Source organism: Ancylothrix sp. D3o, from assembly GCF_025370775.1.
GTDB lineage: Bacteria > Cyanobacteriota > Cyanobacteriia > Cyanobacteriales > Oscillatoriaceae > Ancylothrix.
This window is the reverse complement of record NZ_JAMXEX010000013.1, coordinates 91,860-108,984: the sequence shown is the minus strand read 5'-3', so window position 1 is coordinate 108,984 and position 17,125 is coordinate 91,860. Positions and strand designations below refer to the sequence as shown.

The window sequence follows — 17,125 nt, the reverse complement described above, 5'->3', positions numbered from 1 at the left end:
TATCGTATCACACCTCTTTACACCTCAAAAAAAACCGGCCCCCATTCCCCACACATCACATCCCTCAAATAACTCCTTTTTTTAATTCCCCTTTCTCAACACCACAAACTCGTAATAAAGCCGGTTTCTAGCCCAATAATTAACTATTCCAACCCCGGAGGGGTTTTTTTCCTGTAGACGCCGGTTTTAACCGGTGGCGACTATACATTCACCCCGTCAAACTTGACACCCTAACCCCCTCAAAAAAACCCGCACCCTTTCTCTACAAAATCGTCAAATAAGTTTCCGTTGGACTAATCGGTAAAGGCTTCAAAACTTGATTCTTTAAATCAATTTCTAACCCCAAAGCCTCCAAAGGAATCACCCCCAAAAGTGCATCTCCACCTCCCGGTAACTCCAAACACTCAAACGTTCCCTCACGCTCAAACATAGATATAGTAGCATCCCGAAAAATCCGAGCCTTACCAATACCCATCGCCGTTGCTACATCCACCTCCTTAAGAAGCTTCAGCCCTAATTTAGCGATAGCATCCGCCGGCAAACACAAAGTCGTCGCACCCGTATCCACCAAAACATTTTTGAGCGTTATTGAGCGAACTTGGTCTGCTGAAATTGTCCCATCTTCTGCCCGAATTTGGTCGGCTCGATTAATAATTGTTAGAGTCGCAAAAACTTTTCCCATTTCTAAATTATTTTTAATTTGCATAGTTCCCTCCTACTTAAACGTCGGAGTCCTTACTTCCTTCAATTATAACTTATATCACCGGCCTTCCCATCACCATCTCCGTAAAAAATCGTATTTTAATTCCAATAATTCCAACACGAATAATTAACCTCTCCAACCCCGAAGGGGTTTTTTTCCTGTAGACACCGGTTTTAACCGGTGGCTTTCAACTGGCGGCTTTCAACCACCCAACCCAACTAATAAACATCTCCAACCCCGAAGGGGTTTTTTTCTTGTAGACGCCGGTTTTAACCGGCGGCTTTCAACTTTAAACCACATGATCCGGCGCCAAAACACAAGGATAACAAGCATCCCCAATCTCAACTTGCAACGTCACATGATCAATATCAAACTTATGATGCAACTCCTCTCTCACCATATATAAAAAATCATCCCCCGGACAACCAGCCGGCATCACTAAGTGAGCAGTAAGCGCAATCTCCGTCGTACTCATCCCCCAAATATGCAAATCATGCACCTCAATCACCCCCGGTAACTCCGACAAAAACAACCGCACCGCCAAAGGCTCAACAGAAACCGGCACCCCATCCAACGCCAAAATCACCGCATCCCGCAACAACCCCCAAGTACCCCAAACAATCACCACCACCACCACCAAACTCATCACCGGATCACACCACAACCACCCCGTCACCAAAATCACCACCCCCGCCAACACAACCCCCAACGACACCAGCGCATCCCCCGCCATGTGCCAAAACGCCGCCCTAATATTCAAATCCCCCTTACTCCCCGACATAAACATCAGCGCCGTCGCCGTATTAACCACAATCGCCACCAACGCCACCCCAATCACCAAACCCCCCTCCACCGGCTTCGGATCTTGTAACCTACCAATCGCCTCCCAAGCGATCCCCCCCGTCGCCACCAACAAAAAAACCCCATTCAACAACGCCACCAAAATCGAACTCCGGCGCCACCCATAAGTAAAACGAACCGACGGCGCCCGCAAACTCAACCGGCTCGCACCCCACGCCAAAAACAACGCCAAAACATCACTCAAATTATGTCCCGCATCCGCCAACAACGCCAACGAATGCGCCATAAACCCATAAACAATCTCAGCCCCAACCAAACAAATATTTAAAATAAACCCAACAATAAAAGCCCGATTATAATTAGCCGGTTCGTGATGATGATCGTGATGAGAAGACATTTTTCGCCCCCTAAACCTCTATCTCTCATCATAAATGTTTTCATCTCAATCACCACCCGGATTAAGATTTTTTAACCGCAGATGAACGCGGATAAACGCGGATAGGTTATCTGTGGCGCAGGCATCTTGCCTGCGTATATGCGTTCATCTGCGGTTAATTTATATCTTGGATTTCGCTTCAGCCAATCCCCTTTTCACCTGCTCAAAACCCGTTCCCCCGAAACTATTTCGCGCCGAAACTACCTGTTTAGGAGTAATGGCTTCATAAATATCTTGCTCAAAAGCTGGATGCAAAGTTTTCCACTCATCCAGGGTTAAATCTTTTAACAACTTACCCCCCGCCAAGCAAGTTTTCACAACCTTACCCACCAAATTATAAGCTTCACGGAACGGCACACCTTTTGCAGCCAAATAATCAGCTACATCCGTCGCATTCGAGAAGTCTTCTGCCACCGCTTCCGCCAAACGTTCTTTGCGAAAGACAATCCCTTCTCTCATCAAAATTGTCATCGCTTCTAAACAAGCTTTGACGGTTTTAACAGCATCAAAAAGCGCTTCTTTATCTTCTTGCAAATCTTTGTTATAAGCTAGGGGTAAGCCTTTCATCAAAACTAACATTCCCTGCAAATGTCCGAAAACCCGGCCCGTTTTTCCTCGTACCAATTCCGGCACATCTGGGTTTTTCTTTTGTGGCATAATACTAGAGCCGGTTGCACAACTATCTGTCAATGTCACAAAATTAAATTCCTGCGACGACCACAAAATCACCTCCTCAGAAAGCCGGCTCAAATGCACCATAATTAAACTGGCTGCATTCAAAAACTCAATCGCAAAATCTCGGTCACTTACTCCATCTAAACTATTAGAATAAACGCTGCTAAATCCTAATAATTCTGCCGTATAATGCCGGTCTATTGGAAACGTTGTTCCCGCTAAAGCACCACAACCCAGCGGCGAAATATCTACTCGTTTGTACACATCTCCCAACCGTTCCCAGTCGCGCTGTGTCATTTCAAAATACGCTAACAAATGATGCGCCAAACTAACAGGCTGCGCCCTTTGTAAATGCGTATAACCGGGAATTAAAGTCTCAATATTTTGCTCGGCTAAACTTAGCAAAACTTCCTGAAAATCCTTGATTTGCGCCCGTATTTGTTCAATTTGAGCGCGTAAATAAAGCCGTGTATCCGTCCCTACTTGGTCATTGCGTGACCGGCCCGTATGTAATTTTTTCCCCGTATCCCCGATAATTTCAGTAAGCCGGCGTTCCACCGCAAAATGCACATCCTCCGCATCCACCCCCGGATTAAACAAACCCTCTTGATATTCTTTGCGAATTTGCTCTAAACCAGTAACAATTTTTTCTCCTTCTTCAGCAGAAATAATGCCGGTTTTTGCCAGCATTTTTGCATGAGCTAAAGAACCCGTTAAATCATATTCAATAAGCTCAATATCAAAATCAATACTCGCATTAAACCGGACAATTGCCGGATGTAATGCCCCTTCAAACCGCTGACTCCACGTTTTTTGCTCTGCCATAGTAATTGCCCCGATTTCTACACTCTTAAAATTATCACTAAAAACCCGTTCTCTGACTGAAAACGGGCTTAATTATGTTATTGTTTCCTCATCAACCGGCCTTAATACCGATTCAACCCACGAAAAACATAGCCCACCACAATACCAATAAGCAGCGCCCAAATTTGGCCGGTACTGACAAAATTATTCCAAGCTTTTACAACTTGACCCCCAAAATCAGGATCACTTACTTTTTGCGCCAGCAAATCAACTATCGGTAAATGAAGGTTGGCTAACTCTGATGTAATTTGCATAACTAAAACCATGATTTTTTTATCAAAAAATAGAAAACTTGGGCTGTGGCGCAACGGTTTGCCCTTGCAAACCCCACACCAATCTCACCCAGAAGGCATAACCATCATAGAACAAACTGTCAAATTGTGGAGAGCCGGCTATCTTTTTTATTTTGTCAGCAAATCTTCTGGAAGTTAAAAAGCCTTGCAGCGAACCGGCTTTTCACAACCACTTCCCTGCAAGACTTTCCTCAAATTCTATCCCCTTATTCCGGTAGAATTTTCATCACCACCAAAGTCATATCATCACTATTGCGATTTTCCGGGCCAATAAACTGCTCCACCCGTTCAAACAAATAATCTAAAATTGCCTCTGGTGTATCGCAGTGCCGGCACGCCCACTCAAACGCCTTACTCAAATTATCCTCATCAAACCTCTCACCACTTTGATTTGCAGCATCCGTAAACCCATCCGTGTAATAAATAATCGTATCTCCCGATTGAAGTTGGATGCTCGCTTCTTCATACGTCGTCTCCGCATCCAAACCAATCAACATCCCCAAAGTATCCAACCGTAAAAGATTCCCCGTCGAAGCTTGCCATAACAACGGCGGATGATGGGCTGCATTACTGTAATACAGCATCCGCGTTTGCGGGTCATACTCGGAATAAAACAGCGTCACAAACCGATGGGAATTTTCCAGATCCGCATACATCACCCGGTTGAGATGTTGCAAAATTCGGGCCGGTGAATGCCGGTTCAGCACCTCCGCCCGCAACATTCCCCGCGTCATCGTCATAATCAAACCAGCCGGCACACCCTTACCCATCACATCGCCAATCACTACACTCCAGCGATCTGTACCGGCCCCTTGTTTTATCACCCCGCGATCCCGCAACGTACTCGCCGCACATTCAGGCGTCGTGGGAATAAAATCATAATAATCTCCCCCCACCCGATTCGCCGTCTCACACTTGGCCGCCAATTCAACGCCCTTAATTTGTGGACACTGACGAGGCAACAAACGCAACTGTATCTCTGCCCCAATTTCCAATTCCCGATCTAGCCGTTCTTTTTGGCGCAACTCCACCGATAGCTCATCATTTTCTATCGCCACCGCCGTTTGATCCGCCACCAACCTCACCAACTTTTGGCGAGTTTCCGTCCAGGTATATTCCGCATCGCGGCTGAACACATACAACCGGCCCCGCTCAACATTTTTTATTAAAATAGCCGTGCCAAAAAGCTGCACCTCTGATCCCAACACCCGGCTAACTTCATAATCCAGCGTCGCCGTATTTGGCATCACCGGCGCCGGCCCACCGAGGGAGGAAGCCGTCACCTGACGAGTCGCCGCCTCAATGGCTTGGCGGATATCCTGACATTGCCGGCCCTCCTGACAATGTAAACGTTGCAACCTCACCTGACCATTTGGTTTAAACAAAACCAGCGCTCCCCCGTCGGCATCCGTCACCCGTGACGCTACCAGAGGAATTAACTCTAAAAACTGATTCAAATTATTAAAACTGCGAAGTGCAAAACCCAGCGAACTGAGCAAATCTTGGATTTTATGCTGTTCGCGCTGCAAACGTGCTACCAGTTCTTTGAGGGCAAAAACTGGAGTCATATCAGCACTTGTTGGGGCCGGTTCACCAAAGTTGTTTGTTGGAAGCATGGGTTTATGGGAAGGCGCCCCCATATTAACATCGGGGTACAAGGGTTGCGGGCCATGTCGAGGAATTGGTACAGCACTCATGGAATGTGGCGAATAGTTTGTGGGATAAGGGGCTGGAGTGCAACGCTTGGACTCGCTCAAGCAACTTCTCTGTGTCCAGAATGGTTCTGATGAGCGGGGGTACCAACCGGCTTTTTTTAAACACTCCATAAATGTGTTCATCATAATTCGTCACGGCGATTTCAGAAATTATTTTTCCCGCCGTTTTGGGGAGAAATCCACACCATTACCAAAAGCTCGATGTCCCTTTAATGGCGCGTCTTTGATCTCTCGATGCCGGTCAAAACTTCCGACCAAAAGCATCGCCCCTCTCAACCAAAGTCTGTTTTGGCTCCTTAAAATACCAAACACAGCTTTTCAAAGCATTATCTGCAATTTAAGGATAAACAGCTTATCTATTTAGTGCCAAATTGATGCCGGCACCTCCCTGGTCTAATAACCAGTTTTCTTGGTTGCTTACCATAAAAAAATAAGCTGATGAATTCTTTTAACGCACTCCGCTTAAAACTGTCAAGCTAATTTACATAGTTTTACACTGATTGGTCATCAGTGATTGACTTTTTTCTTTTTTCTGGCTGTATATCATACTTTCATTTTTTTGTCAACTAAAAACTGCAAATAGACATACCCTTGTAGAGGCCGTGCCAGAGTCTACACGAACTAAACCGCCGGTTAAAACCGACGTCTAAGTAGAAGCACTTAATTATTTGTAGGATGGGTAGAGCGTAAGCGAAACCCATCAAAGCCTGGAGAGTGTTGGGTTTCGTTCCTCTACCCAACCTACATTACACCCAGAGTTTAATTAAGTTGACTTACTTAAACGAACTAAAACGCCGGTTAAAACCGACGTCTACACGAAAAAAGTCCTACGGACTAAATAATTAATTCTCTTAACCGCTTTTAGCAATTAATCACTCAGCAAAGCTTCGACAAACTCATAGCTAGAAAACGGGCGCAAGTCTTCAATACCCTCACCGGCCCCAATAAACCTGACCGGCAAACCCAACTCCTGCACCACAGCCAAAGCAATACCGCCTTTAGCAGTTCCGTCGAGTTTTGTCAAGACCACCCCGCTTAATTGCGCCGCCTCGCCAAAAACTTCGGCTTGTTTCAGGCCATTTTGTCCCAAAGTTGAATCCAAAACTAACAGCGATTCGACTTTAGCATTCGGGGCTTTTTTCTCAATAATTCTGCGGACTTTGCTGAGTTCGTCCATCAAATTTTTCTTGTTTTGCAACCGGCCCGCCGTATCCACCAGCAGCAATTCTGTTCCCCTTGCTTGGGCGGCTGCTATGGCATCAAACACCACCGCCGCCGGATCAGTATTTTGTCCAGGGTTCGCAATCACCTCTACATTACTGCGCGAGCCCCACACTTTCACCTGTTGCACCGCCGCCGCCCGGAAGGTGTCAGCAGCAGCAATCAAAGTTTGATAGCCAGATTTATCAGCTAAATGAGCAATTTTACCTATCGTAGTAGTTTTACCGGCCCCATTAACACCCACAATCAGCCAAATATTCAACTCTTCTTTAACGGGGGCAAAAGTAACACTTAAAGCTTTGCCGGTGGGACGTTCCAGCATTTCCCGCAAAATTTGCTTCAAATAAGCAATGGCTTTTTCTGGGGGTAAAGCTTCTTCGCGGAGTTTTGTCTGCAAAGCATTAATAATAAAATCGGTAGCCGCAACTCCCACATCCGCTTGGAGCAGCAGCGATTCAATTTCCATCACCCCAGCTTGATTAAGGGGCCCCTGTCCAACAATAGCCCGCAATTGGTTAATCAAGTTGCGGCGGGTTTTATCTAAGCCTTGGCGGAGTTTTTTCAGCCAGGTAATTTCTTCGATGGATACGTCATCGGGACGCCGGCCTTGGGCTGCTAAAATTTCCGCAGACCACAAAAAGCCCTCATCAAAAGCCAGCATTGCCAGTTCTTCTTCTGAGAGCATTTGCGGTGCTGGTTTGTTCGTTTCGGGTTCGATTATTTCCACCGCATCCGCTTTCAGGCGTTCCATTCTTTCCAGCCGGTCAGCTTCGGCTTTTGCCCAAAATGGTAAAGCAGGGGCAGGTTCTTCTGTTTGAGTTTCTTCAACTTCCGCCGCAGTTAAAGCCGGTGTCTCTTCGCTAACGGCGGCGGTTTCAGTTGGGGCCGGTTCTGATTCGCTGGTTTCGGTTGGGGCCGGTGGCTCTACAATGGCTTGAGTTTCTTGAGTTTCTGCGGCTAAAGCCGGTGCGACTTCTGGGGTTTCTGCTTCGGTTAGGGTTTCTGCTTCGGTAGGAGTTTCTGCTTCAGTTGGGGTAGTTTGTTGTTGTTTTTGAATATTTTTATAAGCAGCTTTTGCCCAGCTTAAATAATCTTCCGCTACCGCCGGTGCTTGTTCTTCTGGGGGGGAAGTTTCTTCTGTAACTTGCTCTGGAACTAAATCAGCTTGGGGCTGTTGTTCTGGGGTTTCTTCTGTTTTATCAAACTGCCGGCGGAACCAATTAAATACCATAATTTTTACCTGTAATTATTTTTATCAACGGTCATTTATCAATAGTCAAGAATTAAAAGCAAAAAACAACATTCTTACAAAGGACAAATGACCATTGACAAATGACCAAATGATTAAGCACCCCTGACGACGCCTTTTAGTTGGTCGCTGACGCGGCGCAAAACGCCATTTATAAAACGGTATCCGTCTTCACCGCTATAGCGTTTGGCCAGTTCTACCGCTTCATTAATTGCCACTTGATGCGGCTGACCGAGATACTGAATTTCTGCCACAGCAATCCGCAAAATATCGCTATCAATTTTGGGAAGCCGGTTTAACTGCCAGTTTACCAAAGAACTGCTAATAAGTTCATCAATTTCTTCGCGGTGTTCTTTCAATTTGCTGAGAATCAACAAAGTGTATTCTCGGACTGTTTTTTGATTAGACAATTGGATAAATTCAGGAAGCTGTAAAGACATTCCCACGCGATTGATCGAGGTTTGGGTAAGTTCGATACCTTCCTTGAGCATAACTTTAGCGCTGTCTACATCGGCGCTACGGGTGTCGCTGGTGAGCAAGCGGTCGTTGGCTCGCTTTAGTTCAGCAGCGGCGGTTTCCAGGGTATCGTTAATTTCGGCAGTGAGGGTGCGAATTGCTGCCAGCACGAGGTCTTGGAGTTGATAGCTAGAGATTTTTTCCGAGTTAGAGGAAACTTGACTATGGCTGAGCAAAGCAAGTTCTCTGGCAATTTGTTGGGGTAGCATCATGGCGTTTTGTGCGGCCTTTGGTTAGTTCTATTTTGATCTTGCCGGCGGGTGGGGTCATTGATCATCTCTCATCTGTTGTATCTAGGTCAACTGTTTGGCAGAAAAAACACCGGCGAAGCCTTGGCCGGTTAATCTACGGCGCTGGCGCTTGTTGCGGAAGTATCGGCTGCCGGTCTGCTGCTGCGATGTCCTTCTATCATTAAGGGTTCGAGTTGGCGTTCTGCGGTGTTAGCGAGGGAGAGGGGGATCGTAGTGGGACTGACGATGCCACCAGAGATGATAATTTTAAAGGCATCTTCTATGGACATCGATAAGTTGACCACTTCATCTTCTGCCATAACTGCATACCAGCCGGTGGTGGGGTTAGGGGTGGTGGGGATAAAGACGCCAATCATGGGATTGATATGGTGGGATTGAATATCGGCGGTGACTGTGCCGGTGACGAACCCAACAGACCAAACACCTTTTCGGGGGTACTCTACCAAAACGACTCGGCGGAATTTATCGTTGGAGTCTTTGAGGAGAGTTTCGAGCAGTTGTTTAAGGGTTTTATACACCGAACCGGCAAAGGGAATGGCTTGTAGTACCCGTTCGCCAACATCAAGAAGCCACCGGCCCACGAAGTTGCGGGCCATGAGGCCAATCAGTAAGATACAGCTTAGGGGTACGGCCAACCCTACGGCTAAGTTAAGTACATTGACGAGGATGGGGTGTAGTCCATCAAAGGGATTGATTTGTTTGGGAATTTTTGTAAGAAATCCAATTACCCAAGTCGAGACTGTGTAAGTCAGCCAGATCGTGGTAGCTAGAGGAATTACCACCAACAGACCGGCAATCAGGTCATTTTTTAAGTCCTGCATGAAGCGGTTGGTCACGGATACCCTACTCTCCTTTAACTGGCTGTGGAAATTTTGGCCTGTCTATAAGACTTTTTTTGATGCCGTATCGGCTAGACTTTAACCGGCGGCTCTTAAACAATTTATGTATATATTTTGTCAGATTTGTAAAGTAATATTTCAACTTCACAGAAAAGCTGTTTTTACCTCCTCCACCCCAGCCGGGTGCTGGCCTAGTAGAGAAGGACGATAAAACCGGCTTGAGGGAGAAAACAGCAAGCGCCATCCCCCTATTCTCCCCCCTCTCGTACTAGGGGAGGGGGTTTGGGAGATAAGTTTCTCCCTGAGCTTGGTGCAAAGCTTAATATAATTTGTATTAAATGTAACATTAATTTTTATAAACCGGCCACAGGTAAGGGGTGCGGTCTTCCCATAGCGGTGGCCGAATCAAAGATTAATTTGGCTTTTGGGCCGGTGTCGGAGTTAAGCTTGGTTTTTGTCGTTTTTCAATTCCCAAACTTTCAACAAAATCAAATATTCATAAAAAGCCTGCAAGGTACACCAAGCAAAACCGGCCCTACCATCTAAAATTCCCAACAGAAAAAAATACATATAAATAAACCGCAACAAAGGCCGAAACGGAACGCGCAACGATAAATCCTTCAGTGCTCGCCGGCGTTCCACTTCCGACCGGCCAAAAACTAACTCCCGCCAGCTAACGGTGCCTTTTTCCAGTTGGCGCAGAGTCTCAGCGGCCTCATCACTAGAATAGCGGTTATGTTTGTCTATCCACCGGCTCAATCCTTTACTGTTTGTATAATGCGGGTAAGTTTCCTTTAAAAAGCCGGTTTTTCCCTCACATACCTCTCTTTCTGTGTGGCCATAATCCGTAAACCAAACTTGATTTTTGCGAAATAATCGCATTTGATACCGAGGATATTGAGTGCTGTGGCGTATCCATGTATTCATAAAAATAACTTGTTCTGCCACATAGTAGCCGCTGATTTCCTCATTTTGCATAGCTTGCAAGCATTCTGCAAACAACTCAGGAGTCATTCGTTCGTCGGCTTCTAATATATACACCCACTCATACTTTGTATCAATGGATTGCAGCATCCAAGTGCGTTGTTTTCCGTGCGTTTCAAAAGCGTGCTGAACAACGCGCACCGGATAGCCTTGGGCAATGTCAACCGTGCGGTCAGTGCTGAGGGAATCAACAACAATAATATCATCCGACAGCAAAGCCGATTCTATACACGCGGCAATATCAATTTCTTCGTTGTAAGTGAGAATATAAATAGAAAACATTGCCAGAGGTTTTGTACGGTGTGCCAAGACTTCCCCCAGTCAAGAGTCCCCTAGCGGGCTTGTTTACGCCGGCCAAGTTTAACGTAACCCAAATTTTTTAACCCAGTCCAGCCAATCAGACTATAACCCAATGCCAAAAGTAAAGCAGAGGAGCCGGTTTGAATACCTGATTTTAAAGCCGCCTGGTTTGTTTGTTCTTCCGCGTTTTGGCGTTCGCTGCGAATGCGTTGCAACTCCCGATCTGCCAGCGTTTGAGGATTAAGTTGGTTATTAAGGAAATCTTGCAGCACTTGAGGATTTGTTTTAGACTGCTGTAAAACTTGCTTAATTGGCTCAGGTATTTGGGGGCTATTAATTGCTTGCTCTAACTTTTCCGGGTCTTTGCTGAGTTCGGCTAGTTGGTTTTTGGCTAAATCGCGTTGTTTTTCAATTTCTTTGGCAATTTCTGGGTTGTTGACTTGGCTTGTGACTCTGGCTTCTGCTACGGTGGCTTGTTGGGTAATGGCGTTGACTTTTTCGGTTCTATCCAAACGGATATTATTTAAGTGAAGCGGAAACAACAGCAAAAAAAGCAACCCTAGCAAGCTGGCAAGCACAAGCCCCCAAAATTTGATATCCGTTAAAGCTTTGCGGGGTGAGGCTGCATTTCCCCCAGCGGCTTCAAAACCATAACCGGCAAAAAGAAAAGCTAAACCCACCATAGGCAGGATACCGCGATCTACGAGTTGGGTAATTACTGCCAGTCGCCATTGCGATTGCGTTGGGTTGGCAGGATAGAGCAGCATTACATAGTCTATCAGGGATGAGATAATTAAAATTATCCCGACAATGGTGAGAGTGCGAGCGGCGATGGCGGTGGGTTGACGGAGATCGATCATAAAATTTTGGGTGTTCGGTTTGGTTTAATTCAACTCTATAAGTGACGATACCAGTCAGCAAGCGAAGCCGGCGGGACTCCCAAAAAATAACCGAGGATCACCAGTTGGTTGATGGCGGTAGTTTTCAGGATGCCGTTTTTGTGCCACCGGCGATCCGATGTTAGCACCGGCAATTTTACAATGTTAATCTTTCCTTGGCGTTGCAGTTTTTGGATCATCGCAAAATCTTCCATTATTGGCATTTCTGGAAAACCGCCAAGTTGCTTAAATAGCTGTGTTGGCATAAAAATTGCCTGATCGCCATAGGGCATTTGCAACCACCGCGATCTCCAATTTACAGCAGTTTCTACCATCCGCAGTCCGGGGTGTAAGCCATCAATTTGCAATTCAAAGGCACCGGCTACTGTTTGGGTTTGCTGTAATGCCTGTCTTATCATGCTGTCATACCCCGGACTCAAAACAGTATCGGCGTGTAAAAATAGCAAAATTTCGCCTGTGGCTATTGATACACCGGCATTCATTTGTAAAGCGCGTCCTTTTGGTGAATTTATCACTTTTGCGCCGGCTTTTTTGGCGATTTCTGCGGTACTATCAGCGGAACCACCATCAGAAACGATTATTTCTATATTTTGGCCGGTTTGGGTACTGTTGATGGTTTTGGCAATTATACCGGCTTCGTTGAGGACGGGGATGATTATGGAAATTTTTGCTTTGCTTGAGTGCATGAATTTTTTTAGGGGAAGTTTGGCGATAATTTTGCCTCAATATTGAATAGGGTTAAGTCTTCTGGCCGGTCAATATCGGCTAAAGTATCTAATAAACTGTAGGTTAAATTGAGATGTTGAGCAATTGCTAGGGTTTGCTGCATAACGATTTCTGTACCCCAATCAATTTTTGCAAATAATTCGGGTATCATTCGCCGCATTCCTATTAAATAGTATCCGCCATCGAGGGCCGGCCCTAAGACTAAATCATAATTGTAAAGCCGGTCAAATGCTTGTTTGAGCCGGTGGTTATCTAACCCCGGACAATCTGTGCCTATAATTAGGAGGCGCTGCTTTTGTTGGGCGAAATTTTCGGCTAAGGCGTTTTTCATTTTTTCTCCCAGATCGCCTTGACTTTGAGGAGTGCAATTAATTGGCGGGGGTATAAGTTTCTGCATTAATTCTTGGCTTCCACCGGCATATTTTACTTCTACTTCTACCGCTCTATTTTTTATGAGGTTTTCCACTTGATTAAGGGTATGTTGAATTAGGTGCCGGTGTAGTTTGGCTGCACCCTCAACGCCTAGGGCCGGTATTAATCGTGTTTTTGTTTTTCCTGGTTCTGGATAACGGGTAAATATTATTAGCTTTTCTGGGATTTTGTTAAATTTGTCTGCCATTATGCGCCCTTAAGGGTTGTTTGTCTTGCTGCCGGTTTGTGTTGCGGAATTTTTAGAATTTTTGGGAAATTTTTTTTGAAAAAAGAAGTTTGGGGGGTTGACTTTTTTTTGTCATCGGGGTATGTTTATATCATAATAGAAATCTGTGCCAAATTTTTAAAAGTGCAACTATCCCATTATGAAAAGAATATCATGTCAAGCGGTAAAATACAACCCCCTAAGTTTAAAAAAATTGGCGCCGGCGGCGGAGTTTAGAATTTGAGAAATAGGTGGAGTTTAGAATTTGAGAAATAGGTGGAGTTTAGAATTTGAGAAATAGGCAGGCAAGATGCCTGCCCCACAGATTTAAGGCAGATTTAAGGCAGATTTAAGGCAGATTTAAGGCAGGCAAGATGCCTGCCCCACGAAGGCTGTAGACGTTCCAGCGGAACGTCTCTACTCTAAGGGGGGTAAATTATTAACAATATCTACTGTCTCTAAACTAACGGTAATTACTTGACCAATTAACCGGACAATATATTGTTCATTATCTAAGCGGTTGGGGTCATTTTCAATCCCACTCCTTTTATCAATGGTTACTTGATAGCGATCAATAATCCAATCTAAGGCGGAACGGTTTCCCAGGCGATATTCAAAGGTTTTGGGGGGAATACCGGCTAAGGTGAGAAAGTCGTTATAAATTAATTGGGTTTTATCTTTACTGAGTTTCATTTTTTCCACTCGCCAATTTAAGGGAACCTCATTATTTTCGATAAAATTGAGGCGATATTCCGGTTGTTGTTCGTAGTTGATATGAATTTCCGCCAGGCGTTTTCCCGCATTGGCGAAACCATCAAAGTTTGAGACGTAGGGAATGCGAGGTAATTCTCGTTTCAGGTTATCGGCGTATTTTTCCCGATAGGTGGGATGGTGTAAAAGGGCATAGGTATAATAGAAGATATCCCATTTACTGATAGCGGGGTTTTGGTATTCTTGGCGAAAAGCATCTAAAGCCCAATCAGTGATATTTTCTTGGCGGTTAGTTCCATCTTCATCGTAGGTGTAGAAGGGGAAACATTGAGTTTGTCGTCCACCATAATGAAGACAAGGAATATAGTTTGTGATTTGTGATGAAAATGGTATTTGCGCTTCATTCACTACACAAATTACCCGATTCTCTTTCTCAGTTTCTGGCGTGGGGAATATGTAGGGAAATTTACCGCGTACATCATTTAAGTAAGCAGCAAAATATAAATAAGAAGCGGTAAAAGGACGATAGAGAGATTTTCGGATGTAATTTTGGTTATATTCTACGATAACCCCTCGCTTTAAATATTTTTTTAAATCGCGAGACCAGCTAATTTTAGTATCATCATAGGTGACAAAATCATCGACGTTAACGGATTTATCGTGACGATCCTGCCATTTTCTGACTTGTTCATTATAAGTGGCGATCATCCGTTGAATATTGGCTGCTAATTCATCGTCATTAAAATTATAAGCCCAAATATCTCGACTGGTATTCACCCCATTGCTAAATAACTTAAAAATAGCATCCCTTGCTTCTCCCTTTGCGGCTTTGGTTTCCTTGGTTCCCATAGGTATAAAAGTTTCAAAATCAGCCTGCAACCCTGCCGTTAACCAGGTATTTTTTTTGTCTGGTTTAATTTCTTGCCAGTCAACCTCACCCCAATGCTGAGATTTTTCTAAATAAGCGTATTTTTCCTCTTTCCGCCAAAACTCACCCACTGCTGCATAGTAAATTTGACATTGAGATTTTTTACCTTCCTTCTTTTTAATCAACAGGTTAATACTCACCCCTACTTGAATCCCAAAAACATTATGAGTCGTTCCCGATAACTTGGGATTAGTTCGCACATTGCCACCCAAATCTAAAACATAAATCGCATCAAAATCTTGGGCTAAATGCTGCCGCATCCCATCAAAGGCAATATTATCAATAAAGCTGTTATTAGTTACCAACGCAACAATTCCCTCTTCTTTAATTCTATCCGCAGCCCAGCGAAATGCTTTTACATAAGGATCGGAAAGCTTATTTCTTAAAGTCGCTTTCGAGTCTTTAGAATAAGTTTCTGCTACCCGCTGATCAACCCCTCCCTTTTGCTTATATTTCTGGTTTTTATTATTATCATTCTCATTAACCTGCGCTGTATTATAAGGAGGATTGCCAATAACCACAAAAATCGGTGAACTTTGCTGCCGTTGCACCCGTTTGGTATTTTCGGGAGTAAAGAAATCCAGTTGCAACGATTCTTGATCCGAGAAAGTATCTACCAAACAAATGCCTTCAAAAGGCTGATATTGCCCCGTTGCCGTCAAATATTCATGCTCAATATTCATCGAAGCAATATAATAAGGTAACAACATCACCTCATTGCAGTGCAACTCATGCTCATATTTATAAGATAAAGCAGTTTTTCTAATTTCTCGCATCACCCGCATCAGAAAATTACCCGTACCCACAAACGGATCGAGAATATGCACCCCTTTATCACTCAAAGATTGATTAAACTCTTTTTGCAGAATCTCATCAACACTTTTCACCATAAAATCTACAATTGGCTGCGGAGTATAAACAATCCCGTGAGTATCCGCCACCTTAATTGCAAACCCTTGGAAAAACTTCTCATAAACCGTGTTTAAAAAATGCTGTTTATCGCTATAATCTTTAATTGTCGCGGCGGCTTCTTCTAATGCCCGATAAAAATAATCTACATCTTGTAAAAAATGAGCACGGCTAAACGACTTAGAAGTTAAAGCATTAATTACCTTCTCAATTTCCACCGCGATAATATTGCGGTTAGTAAAATCAGGGTTATTAAAAATCTGGCGAAAAATCCGTTCCGTGAGTAAATGCTGAATCAGCATCTCTTCTACGGCGGCGTCAGAAATATTAGGATTAATCGAATGACGGCAAAGATTACTAAAGCCATCAAAAGCATCAATAAATTTTTTATTGGTTTTCCGTTGATCCTTAATTAACTCAACCAGCTTTTTTCCTAAACTGCGAACTCTGTCTCCAAATTCTGCGGCTGCTTTCTCCCAATTTTCGATCTGGGGTGGGCGATATTCAAAAAATAGCTTGAGACTTTCTACCAAAACCTCCCGTTTAGTGATATCCCCATCATAAACTTGCTTTCCGCCTTGCCAAATAATTACTCGTTTAGGAGACTGAAAAATAATGTTATCTTTGGGATAGCCTTTGGCAAATTTCTTTTGTACTTCCTTGGGTAAATCATCATCCGTATCTTTGGCTTCCCAGATGCCATGTTTGAGGGTATCTTCCCGAACTAATAACCCATCAACTTGAATCCGTTTTTTTTCCGTTAACTTAAGGCTATTTTCTTGTACCAATGTCCACTTAAATTGCTGACAACAAGCGCTTAATAAATCCGCAAAAGCTACTTTTACCGCCCCTTCATTCTTTGCCCCCAACTTAATAAAGTTGTTTAATGTTTGGTAATATAACTCTACCGGCTTGTGGGTGGGTTTCAGGTTGAGAGTAGCCATAAGTTTATTTTGATTTTTGTATAGGCGAAATTAGCTAAATGTTAGCACGCAGAACGGCGGAGGGGCTTTTTTTGGTTCTAAATTTTTTTAAGGATTTTTTCCCAAAAAAAAGGAGTTTGGGGGGTTGACTTTTCCGTGCCATCGGGGTATATTTATATCACAATAGAAATCCGTGCCAAATTTTTACAAACGCCGCTATCCCATTATGAATATAATATCATGTCAAGCGGCAAAATACAACCCCCCAACCTAAAAAAAATTTGGCGCCGGTGGATAGGACATCTCCCAGAAATCTGAGTAGTAAGATCCAAGAAAAAGCGGAAAACAGAAAAGACAAAATCCCAGAAAAAATAACAACACCGGCCTCAAAAAAAACCGGCACCACAAAAAAACCTCCATAGCCTAATTTTGAGGAGGCGTTCCTAGCATCAAAACCGGCCTTTTTAATCGCCTAATTGCCGCGAAAATTCCCCCAAAAAGCTATCAAGAAAAACCCCGACTCAAAACCCAACAAAAATATCCCC

General features: G+C 44.2%; 13 protein-coding genes. All 13 read right to left on the bottom strand.

Annotation, left to right across the window (positions count from 1 at the left end; genetic code table 11):
- Positions 1 to 262: 262 nt before the first annotated feature.
- The 13 genes from NG798_RS19785 to NG798_RS19725 all read right to left on the bottom strand — a co-directional run bounded on the left by NG798_RS19785 (position 263) and on the right by NG798_RS19725 (position 16,601).
- Positions 263 to 706 carry an aspartyl protease family protein gene (locus NG798_RS19785; RefSeq protein ID WP_261225426.1) on the bottom strand — a complete coding sequence of 148 codons (444 nt, stop codon included), beginning with the start codon at positions 704 to 706 and terminating at the stop codon, positions 263 to 265.
- 286 nt (positions 707 to 992) lie between these two features.
- Entirely contained in the window at positions 993 to 1,901 is a 909-nt protein-coding gene (locus NG798_RS19780) for a cation diffusion facilitator family transporter (RefSeq protein ID WP_261225425.1), read from the bottom strand.
- A 159-nt stretch (positions 1,902 to 2,060) separates the two neighbouring features.
- Complete coding sequence (gene argH, locus NG798_RS19775; protein WP_261225424.1) at positions 2,061 to 3,440, bottom strand: argininosuccinate lyase; 1,380 nt, start codon at positions 3,438 to 3,440, stop codon at positions 2,061 to 2,063.
- A 101-nt stretch (positions 3,441 to 3,541) separates the two neighbouring features.
- A complete protein-coding gene (locus NG798_RS19770) occupies positions 3,542 to 3,733 on the bottom strand; it encodes a hypothetical protein (RefSeq protein WP_261225423.1) in 192 nt (63 codons plus the stop codon).
- 245 nt (positions 3,734 to 3,978) lie between these two features.
- On the bottom strand, positions 3,979 to 5,469 hold the full coding sequence (locus NG798_RS19765) for a PP2C family protein-serine/threonine phosphatase (protein WP_261225489.1): 1,491 nt from the start codon (positions 5,467 to 5,469) through the stop codon (positions 3,979 to 3,981).
- An 886-nt stretch (positions 5,470 to 6,355) separates the two neighbouring features.
- Positions 6,356 to 7,939, bottom strand: coding sequence for a signal recognition particle-docking protein FtsY (gene ftsY / locus NG798_RS19760; protein WP_261225422.1), 1,584 nt, complete (start codon positions 7,937 to 7,939; stop codon positions 6,356 to 6,358).
- Positions 7,940 to 8,052: 113 nt separating this feature from the next.
- The gene (gene nusB, locus NG798_RS19755; RefSeq protein ID WP_261225488.1) at positions 8,053 to 8,682 is read right to left on the bottom strand and encodes a transcription antitermination factor NusB; all 630 of its coding nucleotides are present in this window, start codon (positions 8,680 to 8,682) and stop codon (positions 8,053 to 8,055) included.
- Positions 8,683 to 8,813: 131 nt separating this feature from the next.
- Positions 8,814 to 9,560 (bottom strand): DUF502 domain-containing protein, encoded by a 747-nt coding sequence (locus NG798_RS19750; protein WP_375338985.1) that lies wholly within the window; start codon positions 9,558 to 9,560, stop codon positions 8,814 to 8,816.
- A gap of 444 nt (positions 9,561 to 10,004) precedes the next feature.
- The gene (locus NG798_RS19745; RefSeq protein WP_261225487.1) at positions 10,005 to 10,829 is read right to left on the bottom strand and encodes a glycosyltransferase family 2 protein; all 825 of its coding nucleotides are present in this window, start codon (positions 10,827 to 10,829) and stop codon (positions 10,005 to 10,007) included.
- 50 nt (positions 10,830 to 10,879) lie between these two features.
- Positions 10,880 to 11,707 carry an HpsJ family protein gene (locus tag NG798_RS19740; protein WP_261225420.1) on the bottom strand — a complete coding sequence of 276 codons (828 nt, stop codon included), beginning with the start codon at positions 11,705 to 11,707 and terminating at the stop codon, positions 10,880 to 10,882.
- Positions 11,708 to 11,742: 35 nt separating this feature from the next.
- Positions 11,743 to 12,432, bottom strand: coding sequence for a TIGR04283 family arsenosugar biosynthesis glycosyltransferase (locus tag NG798_RS19735; RefSeq protein WP_261225419.1), 690 nt, complete (start codon positions 12,430 to 12,432; stop codon positions 11,743 to 11,745).
- An 8-nt stretch (positions 12,433 to 12,440) separates the two neighbouring features.
- Positions 12,441 to 13,091, bottom strand: coding sequence for a TIGR04282 family arsenosugar biosynthesis glycosyltransferase (locus NG798_RS19730; protein WP_261225418.1), 651 nt, complete (start codon positions 13,089 to 13,091; stop codon positions 12,441 to 12,443).
- 435 nt (positions 13,092 to 13,526) lie between these two features.
- On the bottom strand, positions 13,527 to 16,601 hold the full coding sequence (locus NG798_RS19725) for a type ISP restriction/modification enzyme (RefSeq protein WP_261225417.1): 3,075 nt from the start codon (positions 16,599 to 16,601) through the stop codon (positions 13,527 to 13,529).
- Positions 16,602 to 17,125: the final 524 nt, after the last annotated feature.

Bases quoted from the DNA above. Each gene is read 5' to 3' on its own strand.
- NG798_RS19730 (WP_261225418.1), bottom strand. From the start codon at position 13,091: ATGGCAGACAAATTTAACAAAATCCCAGAAAAGCTAATAATATTTACC.
- NG798_RS19740 (WP_261225420.1), bottom strand. From the start codon at position 11,707: ATGATCGATCTCCGTCAACCCACCGCCATCGCCGCTCGCACTCTCACC.
- nusB (WP_261225488.1), bottom strand. From the start codon at position 8,682: ATGCTACCCCAACAAATTGCCAGAGAACTTGCTTTGCTCAGCCATAGT.
- NG798_RS19725 (WP_261225417.1), bottom strand. From the start codon at position 16,601: ATGGCTACTCTCAACCTGAAACCCACCCACAAGCCGGTAGAGTTATAT.
- NG798_RS19745 (WP_261225487.1), bottom strand. From the start codon at position 10,829: ATGTTTTCTATTTATATTCTCACTTACAACGAAGAAATTGATATTGCC.
- NG798_RS19735 (WP_261225419.1), bottom strand. From the start codon at position 12,432: ATGCACTCAAGCAAAGCAAAAATTTCCATAATCATCCCCGTCCTCAAC.
- NG798_RS19780 (WP_261225425.1), bottom strand. From the start codon at position 1,901: ATGTCTTCTCATCACGATCATCATCACGAACCGGCTAATTATAATCGG.
- NG798_RS19770 (WP_261225423.1), bottom strand. From the start codon at position 3,733: ATGCAAATTACATCAGAGTTAGCCAACCTTCATTTACCGATAGTTGAT.
- argH (WP_261225424.1), bottom strand. From the start codon at position 3,440: ATGGCAGAGCAAAAAACGTGGAGTCAGCGGTTTGAAGGGGCATTACAT.
- NG798_RS19785 (WP_261225426.1), bottom strand. From the start codon at position 706: ATGCAAATTAAAAATAATTTAGAAATGGGAAAAGTTTTTGCGACTCTA.
- NG798_RS19765 (WP_261225489.1), bottom strand. From the start codon at position 5,469: ATGAGTGCTGTACCAATTCCTCGACATGGCCCGCAACCCTTGTACCCC.
- ftsY (WP_261225422.1), bottom strand. From the start codon at position 7,939: ATGGTATTTAATTGGTTCCGCCGGCAGTTTGATAAAACAGAAGAAACC.